The following is a 22328-nucleotide window of genomic DNA, read 5'->3' on the forward strand; positions in this document are numbered from 1 at the left end:
TGCTGTCAGCCGCAGGTCAGTTCTTGCCGAGCAGCTCGTTCATCTGCTCGATCTCCGCGCTCTGCGAGGCGATGATCTCTTCGGCCATCTTCTTGGCGGGGGCGTAGGCGCCGTCGGCCTGCTCGGTCTTGGCCATCTCGACCGCGCCTTCGTGGTGCTTGATCATCATTTCCATGAAGGCGGTGTCGAACGCCTTGCCCGAGGCGTTCTCGAGCTCGGTCATCTCCTCGGCCGTCATCATTCCGTCCATGCCGTGCATGGAGTGGTCCATGGCGCCCTCGGCGGGCACCTCCTCGCCCCAGGAGGTCAGCCAGCCGGACAGCGTCTTGATCTCCGGGTCCTGGGCCTTCTTGATGTCGGCGGCGAGCTTCTTCACCTCGGCCGACTGAGCCCGGCCGGGGGCCAGGTCGGCCATCTCGACGGCCTGGCGGTGGTGGGGAATCATCCCCTTCGCGAAGGCGGCGTCGGCGGCGTTGTGCTGTCCCTGCGACGCGGGTGCCGAGGCGGACGAGGAAGCGGTGGCGTTGTGGTCGCCGTGCCCGGCGGCCGAGCTGCCGTCGGCGTCGTTGCCGCCGCAGGCGGCCAGGACGAGTGCTGCCGCACCGGCGGCGGCGACGGCGGCGGTGCGGCGGACGAGGGAACGCTTGCGGATCATGGTGGTGCAACTCCTTCACACGCGCCCACGACAGGGCGCGCGAGATGCGCGGATCGAAAGGGTGTGCGCGAGCGCGGCACCGTTTACCGGCGCATGCCGGGATGCCGGTGCCGAGCGGGCGGCCCTATATCCGCAGAAGTTGCAACTCGGAAAGGTCGGGCGGCGCCCGACCGAGCTGGGGTGAGCCGGTGGCCGCCGCGACGGGAGAAGAGGCGGCGGGCACGTCCAGTACCGCATCGGCCAGCGCCGGCGGCGTGTACGCCGAAGCGGTCCCGGCGGCCGCACACGTCGCGTCGGCATGATCGAGGTGACCTGATCCGCCGTCCGTGTGCGTGCATCCCCCGTCCGCGTGCGGCACGCCGTCCGCCGCGGCCGTCACCATTTCGTGGCCGGCCCCCGTCTGCGCTGCGAGCACCCCGCCGGGCGCCAGGCCGTGCATGCCCAGCACACCGGTCAGCACCGCGAGCACCAGCAGCACGAACAGCCGCCCGGCGGGGCGGCGGCCTGATCGGGTGCTTCCGGTCACGGCCCCATCGTACGGGCATCCCCTCACCGGCCACCGCCCCGTCGGCCGCCTGTCGCACTGCCTCGCCCCGGCCCGCCCGTCGGCGTCCGCGTGTCGTGGCGGTGCTCGCCTGCCCCGTAGAGCCTCAGGGGGTCGCCGGTGTCATGCTCCCTCGCCGGCTTCCGGCACCGGCTTTCCCGGCAGGGTGAAGGCGGCCAGTACCGTGCCCGTGATGTGATCGGCGGCGCGGTCGGAGCTGAGGCCGCCGGTGCGGCTCTCCCCGGCGGCACTGTGCATCACCGAGTGCGGGACGTTGACCAGCCACGCGATCGGCAGATCCGTACGGAAGACCCTTTCCGTGCGGCCGCGAGCGCTCGACGACGCCCGGGCTCAGTGGTGCGCGAGGGCTGCCTCCTCCCGGTCGATTCGCTCGGCGCGCACGGGCGGGGCGCCGCGCACGGCGCTGACGCTGGCCTGAGGGCTGAGGTCGAGGCGCCGCAGCAGCTGGGCGTTCATCGCCACCACGACGGTGGACAGCGACATCAGCAGCGCACCTACGGCCATGGGCATGACGAAACCGACCGGGGCGAGCACGCCGACGGCCAGCGGCACGGAGATGAGGTTGTACCCGGCGGCCCACCACAGGTTCTGCTTCATCTTGCGGTAGGCGGCGCGGGAGAGCTGGATGACCGACAGCACGGACCGCGGGTCGTCGGAGGCGAGGATGACCCCGGCGGAGGCGATCGCGACATCCGTGCCGGCGCCGATGGCGATGCCGACGTCGGCCTGGGCCAGTGCCGGTGCGTCGTTGACGCCGTCACCGACCATGGCCACGACCCGGCCCTGGCGCTGGAGCTCGGCGACCTTCTCACTCTTGTGCTCGGGCCGGACCTGGGCGAAGACCTGGTCGATGCCGAGCTGGCCGGCCACGGTGCGGGCGACCGGTTCGGCGTCGCCGGTGATCATCACCACGTGCGCGCCGAGCTGGTGGAGGGCGTCGACGGCCTCGCGGGACTCGGGCCGGATCTCGTCGTCCAGGGCGAGTGCGCCGGCGACGTCGCCGTCGACGAGGACGTGCAGCACCGTGGCGCCGCGCGCGGACCATTCCCCGGTGGCCGCCAGCAAGTCCCGGCCGGACCCGGTCAGCAGGGCGGGACCTCCCACGGCGACGGTGTGGCCGTCGACCGTGGCGCGCACGCCGACGGCGGCCGAGGCGTGGAAATCCGTGGCCGGCGCGACGGTGAGACCTCGCTCGGCTGCGGCCTCGCGGATGGCGCGGGCGAGCGGGTGCTCGCTGTCGGACTCGGCGGCGGCGGCCAGGGCCAGCAGTTCGTCCTCGCCGCGGGCTCCGGTCGTGGTGATGCCGGTGAGGGCCGGCTGGCCGGCGGTCAGGGTGCCGGTCTTGTCGAACAGGACGGCGTCGACGGTGCGCATCTGCTCCAGCGCCATGCGGTCCTTGACCAGCACCCCGCCCTTGGCGGCGCGCTCCGTGGCGATGGAGACCACCAGCGGGATCGCCAGACCCAGCGCGTGGGGGCAGGCGATGACCAGCACCGTGATCACACGGATCCAGGCCTGCTCGGGCGTGCCCAGCAGCAGCCAGGCGACCAGGGCGATCACGGCGGCACCCAGGGCGAACCAGAACAGCCAGCCGGCAGCCTTGTCGGCCAGGCGCTGGGCGCGGGTGGAGGAGGACTGCGCCTGGGCGACCAGGCGCTGGATGCCCGCCAGGGCGGTGTCCTCCCCGACGGCGGAGATCCGCACCCGCAGCGCGTTGTCCGTCGCGACCGTGCCGGCGACGACCTGGTCACCGACCCCGCGCCGCACCGGCCTGGACTCACCGGTGATCATCGACTCGTCGACGTCGGCCCCGCCGTCGACCACCTCACCGTCGGCCGGAACACGGCCGCCGGGGCGGACGATGACGACGTCACCGAGCCGGAGCTCCGACGGGGCGACGGTGACGACGGTGTCACCCTCGACCCTCTCCGCCTCGTCGGGCAGGAGAGCGGCGAGGGAGTCCAGCGCGGAGGAGGTCTGAGCGAGGGAACGCATCTCGATCCAGTGACCGAGCAGCATGATCACGACCAGGAGGGCGAGCTCCCACCAGAACTCGAGCTCGTGGGACAGCACGCCGATCGTGGCTCCCCAGGATGCGAGGAAGGCCACCGTGATGGCCATGCCGATCAACAGCATCATCCCGGGCTTGCGGGCCTTGAGCTCACTGACCGCGCCGGTCAGGAACGGCCGGCCGCCCCAGACGTAGATCACGGTGCCCAGGACCGGCGAGACCCAGGTGAGCCCGGCCACGTCCGGCAGGTCATAGCCCAGGATCATCGCGAACATCGGGCTGAGCAGCACAGTGGGAACGGCGAGTGCGAGCATGATCCAGAAAAGCTGGCGGAACTGCCCGATGTGGTCACCGTGGCCGCCGTGACCCGTGTGAGACGTGCCGTGACCGGCGTGCGGGCCCTGACCCCCGTGGGCGGGCTCACGCAGGGCATCGGTGTCGACCCCGCCGTGCCGGTCGTGCTCAGGTACCGGGCCGTGCGTGACCTCCCGGGCGCGATCGTGACCCTCCCCCTGCATGCCCGGGTCCGCTCCGTGCTCGTGATGGGGTGCGCTCATCGCTTCCTCTCCGGGCAGTCCCGTGAGTGGGACGCCCTCACTGATACCCTAGGGGGGTATCAGTGAAAACCGCGAGCGGGGCGTCGGTATTCCCGTCTGACCCCCAGGCTATGCGGTGAGCACTCCTGTCGGACTTCTGCATCTGCACTGGTCAACGGCCTGGGGGAGTGCAGCGAGGGTGCGGCATGGGCGGGACAGTCTTGGACCGGCCACCCCACCAACGGGACGAGATCGCCCACCCGGCGACCGAGTCGTCACCCGCTGGACCCGCTGCACCGACCTCACGAACCCTCTCACCGCGACCGGTCAGAAGCAGCCGATCGAGCAGGCCCTTGCGGGGACTGCCCGATGATGACCCTGTTGCGGCAGACCCGCTCCTTCTCGCCCGCAGCCCGGCACTATCTCGCCGCCCACCTGTCCGGCGGGCTCGGACTGGCGGCCTGGGCAGTTGGCCTCGTCCTGGGCGTGCGCAACTTCTCCCAGCAGGGCATGTTCCTGATCGGCGGCACCATCGCCGACCGCTTCGGCTACAAGGCTCCGATCATGGCGGGCTGCCTGCTGCGCACCGTTGGCTTCGGCCTGCTCGGCTGGGTCGACAGCCTGCCCGCCCGGATCGCCGCCGCGGCGGCCACCGGCTTCGCCGGCGCGCTGTTCAATCCGGCCGTCCGTGCCTATCTCGCCGCCGAGGCCGGTGACCGGCGCGTGGACGCCTTCGCCACCTTCAACGTCTACTACCAGGCCGGCATGCTGCTCGGCCCGCTGGTCGAAATCGCCCTCCCGGCTGCCGACTTCCGCCTCGTGTGCACGGTGGCCGCTGCCGTCTTCGCCGTACTGACCGTGCTGCAGTGGCGGGCACTGCCCGTACGCCGCGGCGACACCGCCGATGCCACGGCCGGGCCGGGAGGGGTGCTCGCACAGTGGCGCATTGTCGTGGCCAACCGGCCCTTCCTGCTCTTCTCCACGGCGATGATCGGCTCGTACGTGCTGACCTTCCAGGTCTGCCTCGCCCTGCCCCTGGCCGCGCAGGGTGCGCCCGGCTCAAGGGGAGCCCGGTCCAGGGCCAGTCCGGGGCGATCACGCTGTCGGCCTGGGGGCGCCAGCTCACCGTGGACAAGGCATCCGATCCGCGGATCGACCGGTTCTTCACCAAGTACGTCCAGGGCTCACGCGGAGGTCGCGAGGGCGAGGCTGAGGGGCTCCGGCCGCCTCACGGGCAGGGCCAGCCTCGAGCGCGGCAACGCGACACGGCGTCGACCACACCGATCCGCTACCAACGTCGCGCCAAAGGACCAGTCCTATAAGAGCCCCATAAGTTGGGCGAGCCACCGTCCTGGGAGGTCGAACTCCAACAGCCAGGGCAGTGCCAGCCCTGCCGGAACGGTGAGCAGGCTGGCCGCGAGGCAGGCCTCGCCGAACCGTTTACGCCAGCGCTCCCCTCGTGCGCCAAGAACTGCGACTCGCGCAGTGACAAGCACGACGAAGAGACATCCGGCAAGCAGGAGGGCTCCGTAGACGCTCAGCGTGACCAGGGTAGGGCGGGGGGTCGCCTGAAGGGCAGCCGTATAGGCGGTCGTCATTCCGAGGACAGCGGTCGGAGCAGAAACGGCTATGCCCCAGTCTCGCTTCCGGAGCGGCGTGGCAGGTGCACCAAGGAAGTGGCGTAGGCCGCGGGCGAAGGGAGCCAGGTCGGCTAGGTCGTGATTTCGGGTGCTCCATGACGAGGGTCCGCTGGATGCGATCCTGCGGTAGGCCTGTTCGAACGCCGATGCTTCGTCATCTGTAGCCCCCATCTGGCGTACCAGAGCCTCAAGGTGAGGCCACCTGTCTGGGAGGATGTCACCGTCGATCCAGCGCCCAACTGCGGCGCCAAGCACGTCATCTCTCATGTCGTCGGGCAGTGCGGCGGCCAGTTCCCGGACTGGTTTCGCTCCGGAGCGGCGCCGTAGCTGGGAGAGCGCCGTCGCCAACGCGTCCGGGGTACTTGCTGTGCGCAAGCAAGCGACCAACTCCGTCGATACGGTGTGCTGAGGGCGCGTGGCGGCAGCGTAAGCCTCCCTGAGGGGCGCCTCGGGTCCCATTTCCTTGGCCGGCCGGGCGGTGTCTGCGCTGGTCAGTGGTTTTCGCGCGTTGTCCGTCGTCTGTCTTGGGACATCCTCGTCGTTCCCCGCCGGCTCGACGACCTGTCCCCAGATGACGTGATGGGTGGCAGTGTCGTCGGGCAAGTCTTCAGTCTCGTGGATGCCAAGTTCCCTGCCGAGGTCGTCTAGCTCATCATCCAAGGCGTCCATCTGCTGCTTGTTGGCGTCGAAGAACTCCTGGATGCGGTCCAGGGGTGGTAGTTGCAGTTCTTCGGCCACGGTCGTGCCTGGTGTGAGAGGCGAGAATCCCTTGGCGTCATGGCCTTCGACACGTCGCAGCTCGTGCTGCTCGCGAGCCACTTGCTTGTCAGCTGCAAGCCGTATTTGCCGGGCCCGTTCCACCGCTCGGCTGGCCTTTCTCAGCCTCTCACCTGCCTGCCGCCGGTACTCCCGCGACATCTGCAGTTCGCGCTGCAGTTCGGCGCGGACGTCTTCCCTGACCCGGTCGCGCTCACTCTCCAGGACAGTGATGCGCTGTTCCAGAACCGAGACCATCGTCTCTAACTCCTCGCGACGCCGCTCGGAGGCTTCATACTTCCGCATCGCCTCGAACTGCAGCAGGCGAGCGTCGTCCAGACGCAGAGCAAGCGCGGCGACATCAATTTGTCGCTGGGCTGCCCATGTCGCCGGCAGGCCCCTGCCGGGTGGCGCAGCCTGTTCAGACAGGTCCCTCGCAGCCCGCTCAGCAGCCCCAAGCAGACTCAGCCCGTGCTCCAGCTGGCGTTTGCGCATCTCGGGCTCACGCACGAAGCGAGCGGTCACCTCTTCAACCAAGGACGCAGGCGGCAGTCTGCTGCCATCACGGAACCTGCTCCACGAGGTCTTGCCGTGGGGGAACTCCTGCTCCAAAGACCGCACCGTCACCCCATGGGTGATTCTGCGTAACCAGCGGGCGAAGTCATTAGCCTGTTCCGTCAACCCTTTCAGGTCTCCCAGCGGCCGCCCCATCCGCTCCCCCACTCCGTCTTGTCCCGGGACAATCCCAGGTTGTCCGCGATTTATGAGCCTCCACCTGCAGCAATCACATGCCGCAACGCCGGACAACGAAACCATGGATGAACGTAGGTCTCCAACAGACCAGGCAACCTCTGGAGGCCCCCCGTGCTCACGCCCAACTCACCGCAGCGACAGCGCCCGTCGTGGCCGTACGTCGCTGCCGCCGTACTCGTGCTGGCTCTCCAACAGGGTTGGAGCTCGACGGATGTCATCACTCTCGCTACCTGTCTTCTCGTGCTCATCGCCCTCGTCACATCAACTGGAGGAGGTCAGTAGACCGTTGTGAACCTCGGAAACGGTGCCACAGACGTCCCCCATCCAGCTGAACTGCTGCCGTCCGCCGCCTGGCGGCGGACGGCAGCACAAGGCTCTTCGGGGTCAGAGCTGCCGGTGCTCCCCCACCGGTCGAGGCCGCGTGCACGGAACGGGGCCTCCCGCAGGACCCTGACCGCTGCGGCCAGCCACGACGCGGACGGGTGGTCACCTCCGACGAGGTGACCACCCGTCCTATGGGCCGGCGGGAAGCCAGTCGGTGCGCAGACGGACCCCGGGCGGCACTGGGGTACCGACCGCCCTCAGCAGCATGAGGGGAGCAGGTCCAGTCGTTGCCGAGAAGTCCATATGGCCGCCGGAGAACACCGCAGCTTCGAAGGCCACGATGCCGCGGGAGAACACCGCACCCTCGAAGGCCACGTGGCCGCCGGAGAACACCGCACTGCCAAAGTTCACGTGGCCGCCGGAGAACGTCGCCCCCTCGAAGGCCACGATGCCGCCGGAGATCATCGCGTAGGGGAAGTCCACGTGGCCGCCGGAGAACACCCCATTGTCGAAGTTCACGTGGCCGCCGGAGAACACCGCGCGCCCGAAGTTCACGTGGCTGCCGGAGAACATCGCGGAGGGGAAGGCCACGAGGCCGCCGGAGAACGTCGCAGCTTCGAAGTTCACGTGGCCGCCGGAGAACACCGCGCGCCCGAAGTTCACGTGGCCGTCGGAGAACGTCGCACCTTGGAAGGTCACGTCGCCGTCGGAGAACGTCGCAGCTTCGAAGGCGACGTGGCCGCCGGAGAACGTCGCGCTTCGGAAGACCACGTGGCCGCCGGAGAACGTTGCATCATGGAAGTCCACGTTTCCGCGGGAGAACACCGCACTGCCGAAGGTCACGTCGCCGCCGGAGAAGACCCCCTTGTCGAAGTCGATGATGCCGCCGGAGAACGCCGCGTAGGCGAAGTCCACGTGGCCGCTGGAGAACGCCGCGCCGGTGAAGGCCACGAAGCCGCGGGAGAACACCGCACTGCCGAAGTTCACGTGGCTGCCGGAGAACACCGCCTCCACGAAGCGCACGTGGTTGCTGGAGAACGTCGCACCTTGGAAGTCCACGCGGCCGCTGGCGAATACGGCGCCGGTGAAGTCCATGGGGCCGTCGATGGTGACCCCGGTGAGGTCGAGGTCGCAGCCTTGCCAGGAGCGGTGAGTGTCCTGAGGGATGCGATAGTGGTCCCCGATGAGGCGCAGGATCGTGTGCCTGACCTCGCGGAAGGCGCGGTATCGGTCCTTCCTGTCCTGGTGGGCGTCGCGCTCGTCCTCGGGGGGCGGGGATCCGTCGGGCAGGACGGGCAGGTCTCCGGGATCGGCGGGGAACGGCAGGCGGAGGTAGGCGCACAGGACGTCGATGCAGGTCTGGCGCAGGCTGTCGTCGGGGGCGTCGTCGGCGAGTCCGGCCAGGGCGTGGACGCCGCCGAGGCGAACGGCCGGGGAGTCGGAGCCGAGTTTGTCGACGGCCTGGGAGAACCGCTCGGTGTGCAGGCGGGTGGCCTCACGGTGGGCGCCGGCCTCGTCAACGCGCTGGCGGCGGTAAGCGACGACCAGGGCGACGAGGGCACCGGCTCCGGCGACCACGCCGAAGGAGAACTTCACCAGGTCGAACAGCGTCTTGGCATCCAGCTTGGCCGTGCTGTCGATTTCTTTGATCTCCAGCAGGTGGACCAGGCCGTAGAAGATGCCGCCCGCGGCTAGGAGCGCCGCCGCGAACGTGACGCCTAATGCCCGCCCGACCTTCCACAGCCGCAGTTCCCGTTCGCCCGGCGCGGGCCGCTGCTGCCATCGGCGGTTACCTGTCATGCGGGAGGAGACACGGCGCACGCGCCCGTGGTTGCAGCGCCCCGCCGGGCTGTGTGGAGCGAGCTGCCTATCCCCAGGTCTGGCGGCAGAGGCGCACGATCTCGGGGGAGGCGGCACCGTCGGCCCGGCGGCACAGGTCGCGCATCTGCCCGGGCCGGTGCTGCGGCCGGGCCGGGGCCTGAAGGCTGGGGCGTTTCGGCTTCTGCCGGGGCCGCAGGCGGGGCAACAGCGGCACGCGTCCGGGTCGGCTCCGGGAGCGGCGTTGGCGGCCCAGGTGCGTCGGCCGCCCTGCCTGCCTCGAGGTTGTCTCCGCTGTTCCAGGCGCAGGACCTTGCCACGGCCGCCAACCGGGCACAGCTGAAGAACGCCCTGATCAAGCACACCGAAGCAGCACTGGCCCGAGCAGCCCGCTCCTACAACGAACCTGTACGGGGCTTCTCGGACGAACAGAAATCCGTGTGCTTCGCCGCTGCGGCCCTCGCGATCGAAGACCTCTCCCCCGGCCTCGCTCACCGCCTCCTCGGTCCGCTCCGTCTCGCCCTCGGCGACCTCCACGCCTACCCCGTCCCTGCATGGGCCGACAGCATGTAACACGCGGCGGTCCCCCGACGTGCGCCCCTACGTACCAGGTGTCAGAGAACGGAGCCCTCACCGTTTCGCGGTCTCTCCCAGCATTTGCGGCGCTGCCTCCTCAGCATCATGAGCGGTGGAGTGCGTTGCCGGTTCGCCTACTTCGGGCCGGATGGCTGGTGTGTTGATCAGCTCCTGGACGCGTTGGGCGAAGCCGTCTCCAGGAACGGGAAGTTCGGCTTCGGGTTCGCGGAGGTAGCCGGAGGTGACCGCCCGGGGGATGTAGGTCATCAGCTTGAGGACTGTGGCTGACCTTGATCGGTTGGTGTTGGCGGAGAGGTGGCGCAGGACTCGGAGGATGGTGGTGGTGGATGTGCTGGTGATGGGGTGGTTGGCGGGGTGCCAGCGCCGGGGGCAGTACGGCTCAGGACCAACGTCCTGAGCCGGGGTTGGTGATCCGGATAGGGATTGGACGTCGTCGGTCTGGTGGTGCCACCAGTCGGCAGTGTCGCTCTCTCCTTGGGCGAGGTGGTGGAGGTAGAGGCAGTAGGCGGCGGCGGCTTGTCCGGCGCCGGCGGCGTACTGCCACCAGAACCGTGCCCCTTCGTCGGTGTCGGACAGTTGCAGGACGCAGGCGAGGGCGAGGGCGCTGCGGGGTTCGGGGACCTGGTCGGTGAGGAAGTCGGCGACGGCGGTGGGTGGGGTGTGGGTGAGGAGGGTTTCGCACAGGGCGCGCAGGTCTTCGGCCGCCTCGGTGAGCGGGCCATCCGGGGCCTGGGTGTGTGCGGGTTGGCGTGTGCTGGTCGTGCCTGGTGTGGGGTGGGGAGCGGTCTCTCGGGGGATGGTGCGGTTGCGGATGAGGAGGGCTCTGGAGAGGCGTTCTTCGATGTGGCTCACGAGGCGGTCCCTTCGGTGCTGGGCGGCGGGATGACGCTGTCCAGGAAGCGGGTGGCGTGGCGTTCGTCGGAGCGGATGGTGGCCAGGGAGGTGCCCAAGAGGGCGGAGGCGGCCTCGTGGGTGAAGCCGCACAGGCGGCGCAGGACGATGACGTCGAGTTGGCGGTCGGGCAGGCGGCTGATCGCGGTGAAGAGTTCGAGGGTTTCGGTGAGCTGGTGGGCGTAGTGGGTCGGGTCGGTGAGGTTCTGCAGGGTGACGGTGTCGAAGGCGGCATGGCCGAGTTCGGGCCGGCCGTCGCGGTGGGGGGTGCGGGCCATGACGGTGGTGCGCAGGACGTTCCAGGCGTAGCGGCGGAGGTCGTGGCTGGCGAGGGCCTGGTTCCAGGACAGCCAGAGGCGGTCGAAGGTGTCGGCGACGGCGTTGTCGCGCTGGTCGTCGTCGAGGAAGACCTGGGCGTAGAGCACGTAGTCGTTCTCGACGAGTTCGCGGAAGGCGCCGTGGTCCAGGGGCGGGGTGGTGTGGGTGGCGGTCACGGTGGTGCGGTCGGTGCAGCTGTTGATCCATTCGCTGCTCTTGTGGGCTTCGAGGGCCGCCTGGCTCCACAGCCGGTAGAGGGGCCAGTTCGGCATGCCCAGCTCGAGGGCAAGCAGGAGGACGATCTCCCAGCGGGGGTAGAGGCCGACGCCGCGCAGCAGTTCGGAGATCTTCGACTTGGCGAAGCGGACGCGGCCGCTGAGCTCGTTCAGGGTCAGGCCGCTGGCCAGGTAGGAGGTGCGCATCGGGTCGAGCCAGGCGCGGTGGGCGCTGCCGACGTTGTCGGCGACGGGCCCGAGCTTGCGTCCGGGGCGGGCGGGTGCGGCTCTGCCGGGTGGTACTGGAGGTTCGGTCGGTGTCGTCACGGGGCGTCGTCCTCCTTGTCCGCGGCCGCGTCCAGGCGGGCGGCGCCGGGCGTGGGCGCGGTACGGGTGCGGACGGTGCGGACGATCTGCTGCACGGTCAGGGCGAGGGCCGGGGCGAGCGCGGCCACCGCGGCCGTCTCGCCGGCGGCCACCATCACCACGCTCCAGGCGAACACGGTCACCGTGACCGTGACCGTGGTGACCGCTATCTGCCGAGGCTTCATACGGGGTACTCCCCTTGGTCGTCGTCGGGTCAGCCATGTGAGCCCGGCGGCCCCATCCGGGAGGGCACGCCGGCGCCCCGCGCAGACGGGTGCCGAGGCCGCCGCGCTGGGGAGGGCAACCAGCATGACCAGACGGGGAGTTGTTACGCCACGTGATCAGGGAATCGCGGAACAATAGCGATCACGGCCGTATCCGGCACGGCTGGGGAGAGTAACGGCGCCTGAGGGGGCAAGTCGGCGCGCTGACGGGTGGAAGTTCCCGGTTCTCCTTGCAATTGCAGGCCAAAGCGACGTCAATGGAACGTGACGCCGTTGGTGTCGGCCTTCCATCCGGAAGGGCCCGTCCCTGTGCCGAAACAATGGGGGAAGCGGGCATCCGCTCTCGCCTGGCCGCCCATAGAGGCCAGGCGAGAGCACATCCCCGCACAGGGGGCACGACGACCGTAGACCACAGCACTGACACTCCCCGCGGTCTGTCCGCACGCGGTCCTGTCGAGAGCACCGCTCCAATGGATCAGTCGCACGTCCCTTCATGCGGGTCTTCTCCTCGCGACCGACCCGATGTGATGCCGCCGACCGTCTCGCTGCATCAGCTCCCACACGAGCACTGCGACTGGCATCCCTGAGGGCAGACCAGCGCACCCATTACCCCGGAAGCCGCCCAAGCTGCGACACCGTGGTGCTCCTCGGCAGCCGCGGTGCCGTCCCGACCGTGATGGCCGGACGGTCGGCCTCCCGCAGCGTCTGGTGAGTGAGATCACCCTTCGTCGGTCAGGGCCTTGGTGAACAACTCTTCGGAGTCCAGCGAACGGAGCAGGGGGCCCAGAAGCCTGCGGGTCACCGTGCCCGGTGCGTCACGCAGCTCCGCCAGCGTGGTGCCGGTGCTTTCCTCGTAGGTGTCGGCGCTGTACCTGTGGTTGCTGGGCCAGTGTGACCGTTCGGAGAACCTGCGGCGGCCGCGGAGCCTGTTGGCCCCGACTGCAGCGGCCCAGTTTCCGTGGTAGCCCACGTCGTCGGAGATCAGACGCGTCAGTTCCAGCATGTGCCGGGTGAGGATGACGGCGCCGGCGTCGAAAAGGACCTGTTCCTTCTCGTCCTCCGAGGCATGGCTCTTGAGACCGGCGGAGAGACGGGTCATGAACAGGCGCAGTCCGCCGTCCTCGAAGAGCTGGACTTCGATCACATCCTCGTCGCCGCCGCCGTCTGCGGCATATGTGCGGTCGGAGCGGAGGCCGGAGGAGCTGAGAGCAATGCCCCTGGCGCGCCTGTGCCCTTGGTGTGCTTGGCTCAGGTCGGGGCTGAAGCCCTTACCTTCGAGCGCTGCCCGTAGGCGCTGGTTGTCCTGGACGCGACGGATCAGGGTGTGCAGGCGCATGTTCCAGTCCTGGGCGCCGGTGATCGACAGGCACATGTCCCGTCGTCCGGCTGTGGGCTGGGTGACCAGGAAGAGGTGGGACTGGGCTCCCACGTCGCGTAGCGGGTCTTCGTCCATCTCCTTGCGCAGCAGGGCGAGGGTGTCGGCCTCGGTGTTGCGCCGCCGTGCGTGCAGCGCGACGACCTCTGCGTCGCCCATCTGGTATTTCGTCTTGTCGCCGCGGCCGAAGTAGCGGTTGTCGACCATGTGCGGTGCGACGGGGCTGGCCGGGATGTGCACGACGAGGTAGCCGGTGCCGTCGTCGGCCGCCGCGCTGATTTCCTCGGTGAGGATGGTCAGCGGCGGGTCGGGGATCGTCCGGGCGACCTGCTCGATCTTCTCCGGCAGTCCGTTCAGTGGCTGGGGGGCGAGTTCGAAGGTGCGGCTTTCCTTGTTCTCCTGCACGCCGATGATCAGAGTGCCGCCGTCGACGGCGAACGAGGACAGGTCGCGCGCCAGTTCCTTGTTGTCGCCCTTGCTGTTCGGGGCCTTCTTGAGGTCGAGGTAGTGGCTTTCCTCGAACAGGCCACCGGTGATGGCGGCCTGGAGGTCGGCCTCGGTCTTCGGTGTCCACCGGGGGTTGTCGGAGGAGAGGTAGATCGATGGCACTGTGCGGTCCCGCTTTCCGTGGTCCAAGGCCCGGCAGGCCCGTAAGCCCCAGCAGTTGAGTGCCAAGGGTACGGAGGGGGACCGACAGCCCAGCGTTTGTCTGCTCCGGGCAGGGTTCACGCAGGGTCTGCGGCGGCACAGACCGTGCACTTCACGGGTTTCCGGAGAGTTCCCGAAGCGCGTGCCGGCAATGTCGAAGAAGCCGTCCATGCGGAAGCCTCCGCGACCCGGGCACGCGGTAGGAATGTGAGGCCTTGTGCATCATGCAGGGCCAGTCGGCAGGGCGTAGGCAGTTCAGAGCCGTCCTGTTCCTCTCGTTCGGGTGCTGGGCCGCTGGTCTGACTTTCCATGCCCCAGGGTGAATGCCCCGGCTGATCTGCCTCCCGGACAGCGTGCTTCCGCTACGAAGATCTCGACTCGTCTCGTCGGATCTTCCGGAAGGACCCGCTGTGCGCGCCCTCGTCTCCGTCGCGGCCGCTGCTGCTGCCGTCGCCGCTCTCATCACTCCCGCCTACGCCGACGGCCCGCTCGGTGAGAAGGGCGACACCCTGACCCTGCCCCTGGCCGACGCCATCACCTCGCTACCCGTCGCAGCGGAAAGCCGCGCCGGCTACCAGCGCAGCGCGTTCAGACACTGGGTCGACGCCGACCGAGACGGCTGCAACACCCGCAGCGAGGTGCTGAAGGCCGAAGCGGTCATCGCTCCGGAGCAGGCCGCGGGCTGCAAGCTGTCCGGCGGTCAGTGGTACAGCGCCTACAGCAACACCTATGTCGACTCCCCCAGCGCCCTTGACCTGGACCACCTGGTGCCGTTGGCGGAGAGTTGGGACTCCGGCGCCTCCACCTGGACAGCTGCCGAGCGTGAGGCCTACGCCAACGACCTTGGGGACGACCGCTCCCTGATCGCGGTCACCGCGGCCACCAACCGCTCCAAGGCCGACAAGGACCCGGCTGAGTGGCTGCCCCCGTACGAGCCGTACCACTGCCAGTACCTCACCGACTGGATCGCCACCAAACTGCGCTGGCAGCTGACAGCCGACGAGAGGGAACGCGACACCCTGACCCGGGCCACCACGGACTGCCCGAACCAGCCCGTTACGATCACCCTCGCCCGGTAGCCCTTCTCGCCCGGCGCACCGTCAGGGCCCGCCCGTCCCGGCGGGTTCCGTCAAGGGCTGACGCAGGTCGAGGTAACAACGCAGCCGCACACCCGCCTGGCCTGCATCCCTGGTGGTGCGCTCCACCGACGTCGTCGCCCACCGCGCGGACAGGGCCGAGTGGAACGCGAACGCGGTCTCGTCGTCGGCGGCGGCGACATCGACCACAACCAGACCCGGCTCGGACACATGCACATCGTTGATCGCTTCCATGACCGGCACGACGCACCCTGCCCAGACCAAGTTCTCTCCCGAGGTCGAATTCACCCGAGCGAGACCCCGGAAAGCGGGAAGGGGCACGCGACGCGGGCGAAACAGCTGCCGTGTCAGCTCAGACGGCAGCTGAGGGGGGCAAGCCCGGCGGCCGCGGCGCCGTGCTGGTAGGCGCGCAGCCCGGAAGCACCGGGGGGTGCGAGCTGGCGAGCGTTGCGGTGACAGTGACCGGTGAGCGTGGTGAGGAAGCGGTGGTGGTGTCGGGGCGGCCGGCGGTAGCGGGGTGGTCGCGGAGCAGACGGGCGACGTCTGCGGGCATGTGGCGAGGACGAGCGTCCGGGAAGACCCTGTTCCGCGCCAGACGGATGCTGGCCGCGCGTATCTTCTGATCATGGGGATACGACACGCGGCCTGGGTGCCAGAAGATGTTGCGCAGGACTGGGAAGAGGCTGCGGCTCTCGCAGCGCGCTGGGTGCGGAGGCGAGCCACGGACGAGGGCGCGACGCCTGTTCTCGTCGCGAACGCGCTGGATGCGATCTCCAGTGTCCCCGCACTACGCGGGTTCGAGGTGACAAGCCCTCAGTCACGGAGCCGTCCAGCGAGCGGCGAGCCCGTCCTCGCCTACACGCCGACGCCGGAAAGTCTCGTCTACGCCGAGCAGCTGGCCCAAGGCTCCTCGCTCGTGGTGGTTGAAGGGTTCTTGTTCTCCGTGCGGGGCTGGGCTCGGGAACGCGGCGCTCTCAACCTTTCCACCCAGCACGAGGAAGCCATGGCGGAGGACAAGCGGTGGCTGGACGCGTTGGAGCGGCTGACTTTCCACAAGAACAACGGCTGGGGCGACACCTTGGGCAAGAAGGCAGCCCAGAGGGTCGTCGATGACCTTCGGATGGCGTGTCTGCTTGATGCGGACGAACTGGTGAGTGCGATGGCGGCGCGGGGTGCTTCGGTGCGCGCTCTAAAGCGTCTAAGGCACATCGTTGAGAGCCGCTGACCCCCGTAGGCGAAGCCATACCTCGTAGGTTCCACCTCGCTAGGGCCGACGGGGCCCGTCCTGCTCAACAACGGTGCGGGTGCTGTAGCCCTTTTAGCTGAGGGGCTGTACCGGCACACGGGCGCAGCGAGCCGGTCAGAGGTCCTGGACTGCGCGTAGTGCGGCGTCGACGCGGGCCATGGCTGCGGCGTCGACGGGGCCGAGGAGTTTGGCGCCGTCGAAGCGCTCGGTGCGCAGTTGGACGATGTTGACGGCGACGGCTGTGCAGGGCAGCGGGTCGCCGATGACGACGGACATGGCGGTGTCGGGGTAGCGGCCGCTGTCGTGGAGGACGATGGCCAGGACGGCGCCGTAGGCCTCTTCGAGTCCGGTCAGGCTGATGATCAGGACGTTGCGGCCGTCGGGGAGTGTCCAGATGTCCCCGCGGTTCACAGGGTGTCGCCCTCACCCGCGAGGGTGTCCCCCAGGCCGAGGGCGGCGAGCTGCTTCGCGGCGTCGAGGGTCGCGGCGCGGCGGGCCGCGCGCACGACGTAGGCGTTCACGCTCAGTCCGGCCTCGCCGGCGGCGGCCCGGATCGCGGGGGCGAGATCGTCGGGGACGCGGAGGGTCATCGTGGTGACAGACATGGTGGAAGAGTAGCCACCGGGTCGTGGTGGCGCATAGTGCCAGCGGGGAACGGTGGCCCGATATGCTGGCGGTGAGTCCTCCTTTGTGAGGTCTTTGGTTGGCCGGTGCCCTTGCCACCCGCTTTGCGGATTGGGCACCGGCCGCTCAATGAGCGCAGTCCAAGGGAGCGCGACACAGTGCCCGGGTTCAGTGCGGGCACCGTGGTGTCGGCGCGGTCAGCGGCGGACCTGGATGCAGGGGTTGCCGGACGACTTCTTCGCCGTGGCGCACAGCCACGTCCCGTGCGGGAACTTCCGGTTGATCTTCCATGAGGCCATGGCGAAGCGCGTCATCCCGGCGGTGTGGAAGCGCGCCTTCTTCCAGCGGGTGACGTTCGACTGGGTGGCCGCCGAGCCGGTGTGGCGGTAGACGCGGAACGCCTCCAAGGTGCGTTGCCTGCTGCTCGTGACGTGGATCGTCTCGACGTGCAGTCCACGGCCCTTGACGGAGATCGTCACCTCCCCCTTGGTGCGGTCCGCGCTCATCGGTACCGACGCCGACGCAGAAGGCGCCAGGACCACCAGGGCAGCCACCACGCTGATAGCCGCTTTGATCACAGAGAGTCGCATGAGCGGCTAACCCGCAGACTGATCAGGTGGGCACGGATCCGGCCCCTTGATCACTCCTGGGAGGGATCAGACCTGGCCTGCTCCCGTTCTTTCACCTCGCGGAGGCGGTCGAACAGCTCCGTCCAGGCCCGGCCAGCGGCTGCCTTCCGCTGGGCCCGATCCGGCCGGCTGACACGCGGCTTCTTCGCCTTCTTGTCCTTCGGGCCGCTGTGGTCACCGCTGGTCAGCTGGACCCGCTTGGCCGAGCCGTCACGCCGCTGCCGGTTTCCACTGGTCATGGCCCTGACCGTACGCCGCGCCCGATCCGCACGGAAGTGGACGGCCCGACCACCGGCCCGCCCTCCCTCTAATATCGAACACATGACCGATCACTCCTCGCGGCTTCAGATGCTGCACTTCGCGCGCCGGGTGGTGGTGCAGCAGGCGACGGCGGCTCTCACTCAGATCGATCAGTGGATCGCCGACGAGGAACGACGAGAAGCCGAGCGGCAGCGAGGCGAACAGGCGCGGCCGGCGCCTCCGGACTGGCTGATCCAGTACGGGCTGAACCACGCCAACGTGGACGCCGTGCACTGCGGAGACTGCTGGGCGGCTGCCAAGAGCGGCCGGTGCCGTCCAGCGTCCCGCAACCAGGTCCTCGACGCGCTGCGCCAGCAGGTGCCGCCCTGCGTGCACTGCCGCCCCGACACCGCCCTGGGCATCCTCGACTGACCATGCCCCGGCCTTCCAGGTTGCCTGCCTGGTGACGGCCCTCTTCCGGACCGGCCCGGCGGTCCGCGGCGTGGAAGGCATGCGGGCATGACCTGGTCACTGCCTCAGCCGATGCTCACCGTGTCCGTCGACAGCCCTGCTCTGCCCGCCGGGTACGCGGCAGAGCCGAAGTGGGACGGCTTCCGCGCGCAGCTCGCCGTGCACAGCGGTGGGCGGGTGCTGCTGCGCTCACGGCAGGGCACCGACATGACGGGCTCGTTCCCGGAGATCCGGGCCGCAGCCCTCACGCAGCTGCCGGCCGACGTGGGCCTTGATGGCGAGCTGGTGGTGTGGGAGTCCGGCCGGTTGGTGTTCGAGCGGCTGCAGCAGCGTCTGGCCCACAGGGGCAAGGGAGCGAGCGAGGCCGCGGGCCGGTGGCCGGCGCACTACGTCGTCTTCGACCTGCTCCACCACGGTGATGCTGATTTGACCGGTTGGGCCTACGCGCGGCGGCGCACAGCACTGGAGCAGCTGTTCAGTGAGCACGGTCTCGCAGGACTGCTGACGCTGTGCCCGTCGACCACCGACCCGGCCGTGGCTGAGCAGTGGCTGGGATGGACGGCGGCCGGGTTGGAGGGCCTGTGTTTCAAGAGGCTGGATGAGCCTTACCGACCGGTGCGCTCGTGGAAGAAGTACAAAGTACGGGTCACGACCGAGGCCATCGTGGGTGCGGTCACCGGCTCCCTGGGCCGCTCCCCGGACGGTCCTGCTGGGCCGTTACGACCGTGCCGGGCGCCTGCAGTACACCGGCCGCAGCACCACCCTCTCCCAAGCAGCCGGCCGCACCCTCGCCGAGCTGATCGCCCCGCCTCCGGCCGCGCACCCCTGGGAAGGGTGGACGTTCAGCGCGGGGTGGGGCACTCAGCGCACCCTCGATGTGCACCTGGTGCAGCCCGACGTCGTGATGGAGGTGGCGGTCGACGTCGCCCGGGACGCGGCCGGGCGGTGGCGGCACCCCGCCCGCGCGCACCGCGTCCGCACAGACATCGAGGTGTCCACCGTGCCGCTGTTCGGTGAGTGACAGACTGCCAGTTGAGCCGTCAGAAGTTGGCGCGGCTCTCGTAGACTGAACGCACCAGTGCTTCCAGCGCAGCCTGCGCACGCTCATCGTCCTGACCTTCATCGAGGGCTTCCAGGGCCGCCGCCGCCGAGACCTGGACCTTCCGGGGCAGCGCCTCGGACGCGGCGATCTGGTATGCCCGGCTACGCCGGGCCTCCCGCTCCTCTTCGCTCACACCGCCCGGCGTGAGCGGATCCACCGCGGCCTGGTAGAGGCAGATGCCTATGACGACCGCGTCAGCTGCCCCCTCGGCCGACCCCTGCACCTCAGCGGCATCGGCTCCCAGCAGCGTCAGCGTCCGCCGGTGGGGAAACAACACCAGGGCACCCACGAGCAATCCCATCAGGCTTGCCCCCACCACGGCGCCCCGCCAACCCCAGAGCAAGAAGCCCAGGCAGGCCCCTCCGACCGTCATGCACGCCGCAATCAGCACGATCGTCACGTAGAGGCGGAAGACGAGCGACGGCGTCATGCCCAGCAGTATGCCCAGCGGGGCGCGGCTTCTCAGCCGACCTGCGAAATCCTGATGGCCTGAGACGGGCATGCCTCCGCGGCCGCAATGACGCGCGGGTCCTCGTCCGCACCCTCCTGGCCGGGGATGACCTCCCCATAGCCGTCCACGACCCTGAACACGTCAGGCACCCGGTACACGCACTCCGCTGAGCCGTAACACTCTTCCCGGTCGACAGAGACAGGCACGAAGCCCCCTTGATGACGATTCACTGGACAGGACTGTGCGCGGATACTGCCCAGCACTCCGACGCCCTGAACTCCCACCGGAGACCCTGGCCCCGGCCTGCCTGCCATCACGGCGGACCGGGGCCGAGGCTCGTCAGACGCTCTTCCTGGACCGCTGCTCGATCAAGAGGTCGGTCAGCAAGTCGAGCTGGTCCGGGGGCATCTTGCGCGTCAGGAGCTGGGCGGCGAACTTCCCGTCGTCGTAGGGGAACAGCACCGGCTGCCGGCCTGCGGGCTCGGCTGCCTGAACGGGGACCGACACGGGCGGCTGTGGTGCACCAGCATGTGGTGACACGTCGGGGAGGGTGATAACTGAGTTATCACCCTCGGGCACCGCCGAGGAGCTGCGCTTCGTGCGCCGGCTCTTCTTCTCAGCATCGAGCCGGGCGCGCCGGTCGGCTTCCTTGCGCTGCTCTTCTGGCGGGTGTTTGGCCAGGTTGCGCAGATGGGAGACGTTACGTCGTCCTGCTTCCAGATCGGCTTGGAGTTCCGGTGTGAGGCTGAGCAGGGAGATTTTCTGGCTGATGAGCGGCTGACTGATGCCCAGGCGCTTGGCTGCCTTGTGCTGAGAGCCGTAGAACTTGACCAGCTTGTCGAGGGCCTGGGCTTCTTCCAGTTCGCTGAGACCTTCCCGCTTGGCGTTGGCGATGAATGCCGCTTCGAGCAGGCTTTCATCGGTGGCGGCGAACTCGTCCGCCAGCATGACCTTGACAGTCGGCAGGCTTGCTTCGCGGGCAGCCTTCAGTCGCCGGTTGCCGTCAATGACAACGAACTTGGCTCCTCCTTCCAGGTCGCCCCGCCGGTCGGGACGGTTGGTCAGGTAGGCGTCCACGGTCGCGATGGTGAGCGCGACGATCTGCCCGACTTCCTGGAAGCTCTCAGTCAGATCGCTGACGTCTCCCAGTTCTTCACGTGGGTTGTCCGGGTTGAAGCTGATGTCTGAGGGCGGGATCTGAGTCGCTTCGAAGACCGGAGTCACTCCGGTGACGGCAGCGATGGCCCTTCCCCGGCTGCTCTGCAGGGCACCGAAAGCTGGTGCGCCTACGCGGTCTGCTGCTCGTCGGGCACTCACACGATCTCCCTCACGATGCGGCGGATGACCTTTGCCTGTTCTGAGAGCGGGGCGTAGGAGATGAGGTTCTGGCGGTTCCTGACGGCCTCCCGCTGCTCTTTCAATCGACGGACAACGCCGATCATTCGGGGCTCCTTGAGCTGTCTCCAAGCTTCCAGTGCCGACGTGACTACGTATCCGTCGCGCGGGTCGTAGAGGTTCACGACCAGGCCAAGGTCGTCCACCTCGATACGCCAGTCCACCTGACCGGATTCGATCTGGTGACGCAACAGTTTGAACGCGTCGCCCGAGCTGTCCTCGGGCTGGACGGGGATGAGCACGCCTGAGTTGCCGGGGGCCTCGTTCTCACGGCGCCGCGCGTAGTAGATGCCCGCGTCCATGCCCACCCCGAGGCTGGGTGGGCCGTCCAGGATGATGACGTCGTAGTCGGCTTCCAGCGGTTCCAGTACGCGTTCGAGCGTGGCCTGGCGGTTGCGGTCCATGGCGATCATGACGTCCAGGAGGAAGGCGTCGTTGCAGGCGGGCAGGATGTCGAGACGTCCGCCAAATCGGCTGTCCTCTACGGTGACGATCACGTCCCGGATCGACCCCGTCCGTACGGTGCCCGCCATGTACTTGGCGAGGCTGGGGTCATCAATGCCGATGAGCTCCAGGCCGAGTTGCTGGGTGAGGTGGCCCTGCGGGTCGTAGTCGACGAGCAGGACCCGAAGGCCGAGACCGGCATGCGTTTCGTCGGACGTGAGCAGGTCCGTGGCCTCGCTGGACAGCCCTTCTCCGTCAGCGGACTGGAGGGCCAAGGCCTCCGCTGCTACGGGCACTTGCAGTTCGGGATCTTCCGCGCAAGCGCCGGCCAGTGCGGCCGCGATGCTCGTCTTGCCCACACCTCCCTTCTGATTGCACACCACGATGCGGCGGGTGTACTCCGTGGGGGCGGGTGCCGAGTGGGTCTGGAGCCACAGGGTGATGGCTTGGGCGAGTCCCTGCACGAGCGGCATCCCGCGGGACGTGCACGTCTCACGCAGTTCCGCCCACTGGCCCGGCGGCAGCCAAGTCGACCACGCGACACCGCCGGCCGTTTCCACGGGCGCGACTTCGCTAGTCGTCTGCCACATCTCGATGGCCTGAGAAGTGGCGTCTTGGATGTCCACGCCGAGCTGCGCGGCGCGCACCTTCAGGTCACGGCGCAGCCATGTCGGCAGCTTGGAGACAACCTTTTCCCTGTCTCCGGAAGGGCTTGGGGTAACCATGCGGTGAGCTTACTAACCTGCATCGTCAGAAGCAGGGGGTGATAACTCAGTTATCACCCCCTCGGCCCCATCAGAGCACGTCGGCCCCCCGCGCTCCACCCAGCGGTCCCGGGGGGGGGGGGGGGGGGGGGGGGCGGCCGCAGCCGAGGTCCCCCCCACCCCGCCAGCAGAGATGCCGGCGACAGTAAGTACCGCGGCTATCGTGGTCGCGC

24 protein-coding genes and 2 pseudogenes are annotated in these 22328 nt (G+C 68.9%); 8 read left to right on the forward strand and 18 right to left on the reverse strand.

Features of this window, described 5'->3' with window-relative positions; genetic code table 11:
• Positions 1-16 precede the first annotated feature (16 nt).
• From ACZ56B_RS22675 to ACZ56B_RS22685, 3 genes are all read right to left on the reverse strand, one after another.
• Positions 17-655: a DUF305 domain-containing protein gene (locus ACZ56B_RS22675; protein ID WP_384669775.1), complete on the reverse strand. Its 639-nt coding sequence runs from the start codon at positions 653-655 to the stop codon at positions 17-19.
• Between the two features lie 124 nt (positions 656-779).
• Positions 780-1181, reverse strand: coding sequence for a DUF6153 family protein (locus ACZ56B_RS22680; RefSeq protein WP_384669777.1), 402 nt, complete (start codon positions 1179-1181; stop codon positions 780-782).
• A 369-nt stretch (positions 1182-1550) separates the two neighbouring features.
• Positions 1551-3545 (reverse strand): heavy metal translocating P-type ATPase, encoded by a 1995-nt coding sequence (locus ACZ56B_RS22685; RefSeq protein WP_468422364.1) that lies wholly within the window; start codon positions 3543-3545, stop codon positions 1551-1553.
• Between the two features lie 591 nt (positions 3546-4136).
• Here ACZ56B_RS22685 and ACZ56B_RS22690 point away from each other — a divergent pair.
• Positions 4137-4835, forward strand: a pseudogene (locus tag ACZ56B_RS22690) (MFS transporter); the annotation flags it as partial.
• Between the two features lie 32 nt (positions 4836-4867).
• Entirely contained in the window at positions 4868-5089 is a 222-nt protein-coding gene (locus ACZ56B_RS22695; protein ID WP_384669786.1) for a DUF3105 domain-containing protein, read from the forward strand.
• Here ACZ56B_RS22695 and ACZ56B_RS22700 read toward each other — a convergent pair.
• Together ACZ56B_RS22700 and ACZ56B_RS22705 are read right to left on the reverse strand one after the other, a co-directional pair.
• Positions 5084-6775, reverse strand: coding sequence for a hypothetical protein (locus ACZ56B_RS22700; RefSeq protein WP_468793531.1), 1692 nt, complete (start codon positions 6773-6775; stop codon positions 5084-5086). The two genes, ACZ56B_RS22695 and ACZ56B_RS22700, sit on opposite strands and share 6 nt — an antisense overlap.
• A 654-nt stretch (positions 6776-7429) precedes the next feature.
• A complete protein-coding gene (locus ACZ56B_RS22705; protein ID WP_468793534.1) occupies positions 7430-9040 on the reverse strand; it encodes a pentapeptide repeat-containing protein in 1611 nt (536 codons plus the stop codon).
• 303 nt (positions 9041-9343) lie between these two features.
• Here ACZ56B_RS22705 and ACZ56B_RS22710 point away from each other — a divergent pair, with 303 nt between their 5' ends.
• Positions 9344-9631, forward strand: a complete 288-nt coding sequence (locus tag ACZ56B_RS22710; protein WP_468793537.1) for a hypothetical protein — start codon at positions 9344-9346, stop codon at positions 9629-9631.
• Positions 9632-9688: 57 nt separating this feature from the next.
• On the opposite strand, the gene ACZ56B_RS22715 is transcribed toward ACZ56B_RS22710, so the two are convergent.
• The 4 genes from ACZ56B_RS22715 to ACZ56B_RS22730 form a co-directional block, all read right to left on the reverse strand.
• Positions 9689-10507, reverse strand: coding sequence for a hypothetical protein (locus ACZ56B_RS22715; protein ID WP_468793540.1), 819 nt, complete (start codon positions 10505-10507; stop codon positions 9689-9691).
• Positions 10504-11406: an RNA polymerase sigma factor gene (locus tag ACZ56B_RS22720; RefSeq protein ID WP_468793543.1), complete on the reverse strand. Its 903-nt coding sequence runs from the start codon at positions 11404-11406 to the stop codon at positions 10504-10506. Before ACZ56B_RS22720 ends, ACZ56B_RS22715 begins: the two co-directional genes overlap by 4 nt.
• Positions 11403-11630 carry a hypothetical protein gene (locus ACZ56B_RS22725; protein ID WP_468793546.1) on the reverse strand — a complete coding sequence of 76 codons (228 nt, stop codon included), beginning with the start codon at positions 11628-11630 and terminating at the stop codon, positions 11403-11405. Before ACZ56B_RS22725 ends, ACZ56B_RS22720 begins: the two co-directional genes overlap by 4 nt.
• Positions 11631-12387: 757 nt before the next feature.
• Complete coding sequence (locus ACZ56B_RS22730; RefSeq protein ID WP_468793549.1) at positions 12388-13653, reverse strand: AlbA family DNA-binding domain-containing protein; 1266 nt, start codon at positions 13651-13653, stop codon at positions 12388-12390.
• 449 nt (positions 13654-14102) lie between these two features.
• On the opposite strand from ACZ56B_RS22730, the gene ACZ56B_RS22735 reads away from it, so the two are divergent.
• Positions 14103-14771 (forward strand): HNH endonuclease family protein, encoded by a 669-nt coding sequence (locus ACZ56B_RS22735; protein ID WP_468793552.1) that lies wholly within the window; start codon positions 14103-14105, stop codon positions 14769-14771.
• Positions 14772-14792: 21 nt separating this feature from the next.
• Here ACZ56B_RS22735 and ACZ56B_RS22740 read toward each other — a convergent pair whose 3' ends face one another.
• On the reverse strand, positions 14793-15023 hold the full coding sequence (locus ACZ56B_RS22740) for a DUF6207 family protein (protein WP_468793555.1): 231 nt from the start codon (positions 15021-15023) through the stop codon (positions 14793-14795).
• A 391-nt stretch (positions 15024-15414) separates the two neighbouring features.
• Between ACZ56B_RS22740 and ACZ56B_RS22745 the strand changes: the two genes are divergently transcribed.
• Positions 15415-16014, forward strand: a complete 600-nt coding sequence (locus ACZ56B_RS22745) for a hypothetical protein (RefSeq protein WP_468793558.1) — start codon at positions 15415-15417, stop codon at positions 16012-16014.
• A gap of 135 nt (positions 16015-16149) precedes the next feature.
• Here ACZ56B_RS22745 and ACZ56B_RS22750 read toward each other — a convergent pair whose 3' ends face one another.
• From ACZ56B_RS22750 to ACZ56B_RS22765, 4 genes are all read right to left on the reverse strand, one after another.
• The gene (locus tag ACZ56B_RS22750) at positions 16150-16446 is read right to left on the reverse strand and encodes a hypothetical protein (protein WP_468422408.1); all 297 of its coding nucleotides are present in this window, start codon (positions 16444-16446) and stop codon (positions 16150-16152) included.
• On the reverse strand, positions 16443-16640 hold the full coding sequence (locus tag ACZ56B_RS22755) for a toxin-antitoxin system HicB family antitoxin (RefSeq protein ID WP_239075933.1): 198 nt from the start codon (positions 16638-16640) through the stop codon (positions 16443-16445). Before ACZ56B_RS22755 ends, ACZ56B_RS22750 begins: the two co-directional genes overlap by 4 nt.
• A gap of 216 nt (positions 16641-16856) precedes the next feature.
• Positions 16857-17249: a hypothetical protein gene (locus ACZ56B_RS22760; RefSeq protein WP_468793563.1), complete on the reverse strand. Its 393-nt coding sequence runs from the start codon at positions 17247-17249 to the stop codon at positions 16857-16859.
• Positions 17250-17299: 50 nt separating this feature from the next.
• Positions 17300-17527, reverse strand: coding sequence for a hypothetical protein (locus ACZ56B_RS22765; protein WP_370406070.1), 228 nt, complete (start codon positions 17525-17527; stop codon positions 17300-17302).
• Between the two features lie 82 nt (positions 17528-17609).
• Between ACZ56B_RS22765 and ACZ56B_RS22770 the strand changes: the two genes are divergently transcribed.
• The 3 genes and pseudogenes from ACZ56B_RS22770 (at position 17610) to ACZ56B_RS22780 (ending at position 19020) form a co-directional block, all read left to right on the forward strand.
• Positions 17610-17960: a DUF6233 domain-containing protein gene (locus ACZ56B_RS22770; RefSeq protein ID WP_468793566.1), complete on the forward strand. Its 351-nt coding sequence runs from the start codon at positions 17610-17612 to the stop codon at positions 17958-17960.
• Between the two features lie 111 nt (positions 17961-18071).
• Positions 18072-18578, forward strand: a pseudogene (locus tag ACZ56B_RS22775) (ATP-dependent DNA ligase); the annotation flags it as partial.
• An 88-nt stretch (positions 18579-18666) separates the two neighbouring features.
• Entirely contained in the window at positions 18667-19020 is a 354-nt protein-coding gene (locus ACZ56B_RS22780) for a hypothetical protein (protein WP_468793635.1), read from the forward strand.
• A 19-nt stretch (positions 19021-19039) separates the two neighbouring features.
• Here ACZ56B_RS22780 and ACZ56B_RS22785 read toward each other — a convergent pair whose 3' ends face one another.
• From ACZ56B_RS22785 to ACZ56B_RS22800, 4 genes are all read right to left on the reverse strand, one after another.
• Positions 19040-19531, reverse strand: coding sequence for a hypothetical protein (locus ACZ56B_RS22785; protein ID WP_468793569.1), 492 nt, complete (start codon positions 19529-19531; stop codon positions 19040-19042).
• Positions 19532-19563: 32 nt separating this feature from the next.
• Positions 19564-19866 carry a ferredoxin gene (locus ACZ56B_RS22790; RefSeq protein ID WP_468793572.1) on the reverse strand — a complete coding sequence of 101 codons (303 nt, stop codon included), beginning with the start codon at positions 19864-19866 and terminating at the stop codon, positions 19564-19566.
• Between the two features lie 25 nt (positions 19867-19891).
• A complete protein-coding gene (locus tag ACZ56B_RS22795; RefSeq protein WP_468793575.1) occupies positions 19892-20776 on the reverse strand; it encodes a ParB/RepB/Spo0J family partition protein in 885 nt (294 codons plus the stop codon).
• Between the two features lie 89 nt (positions 20777-20865).
• Positions 20866-22116, reverse strand: a complete 1251-nt coding sequence (locus ACZ56B_RS22800) for a ParA family protein (RefSeq protein ID WP_468793578.1) — start codon at positions 22114-22116, stop codon at positions 20866-20868.
• Between the last annotated feature and the right edge of the window lie 212 nt (positions 22117-22328).

It is taken from the genome of Streptomyces sp. NPDC034670 (assembly GCF_055574875.1).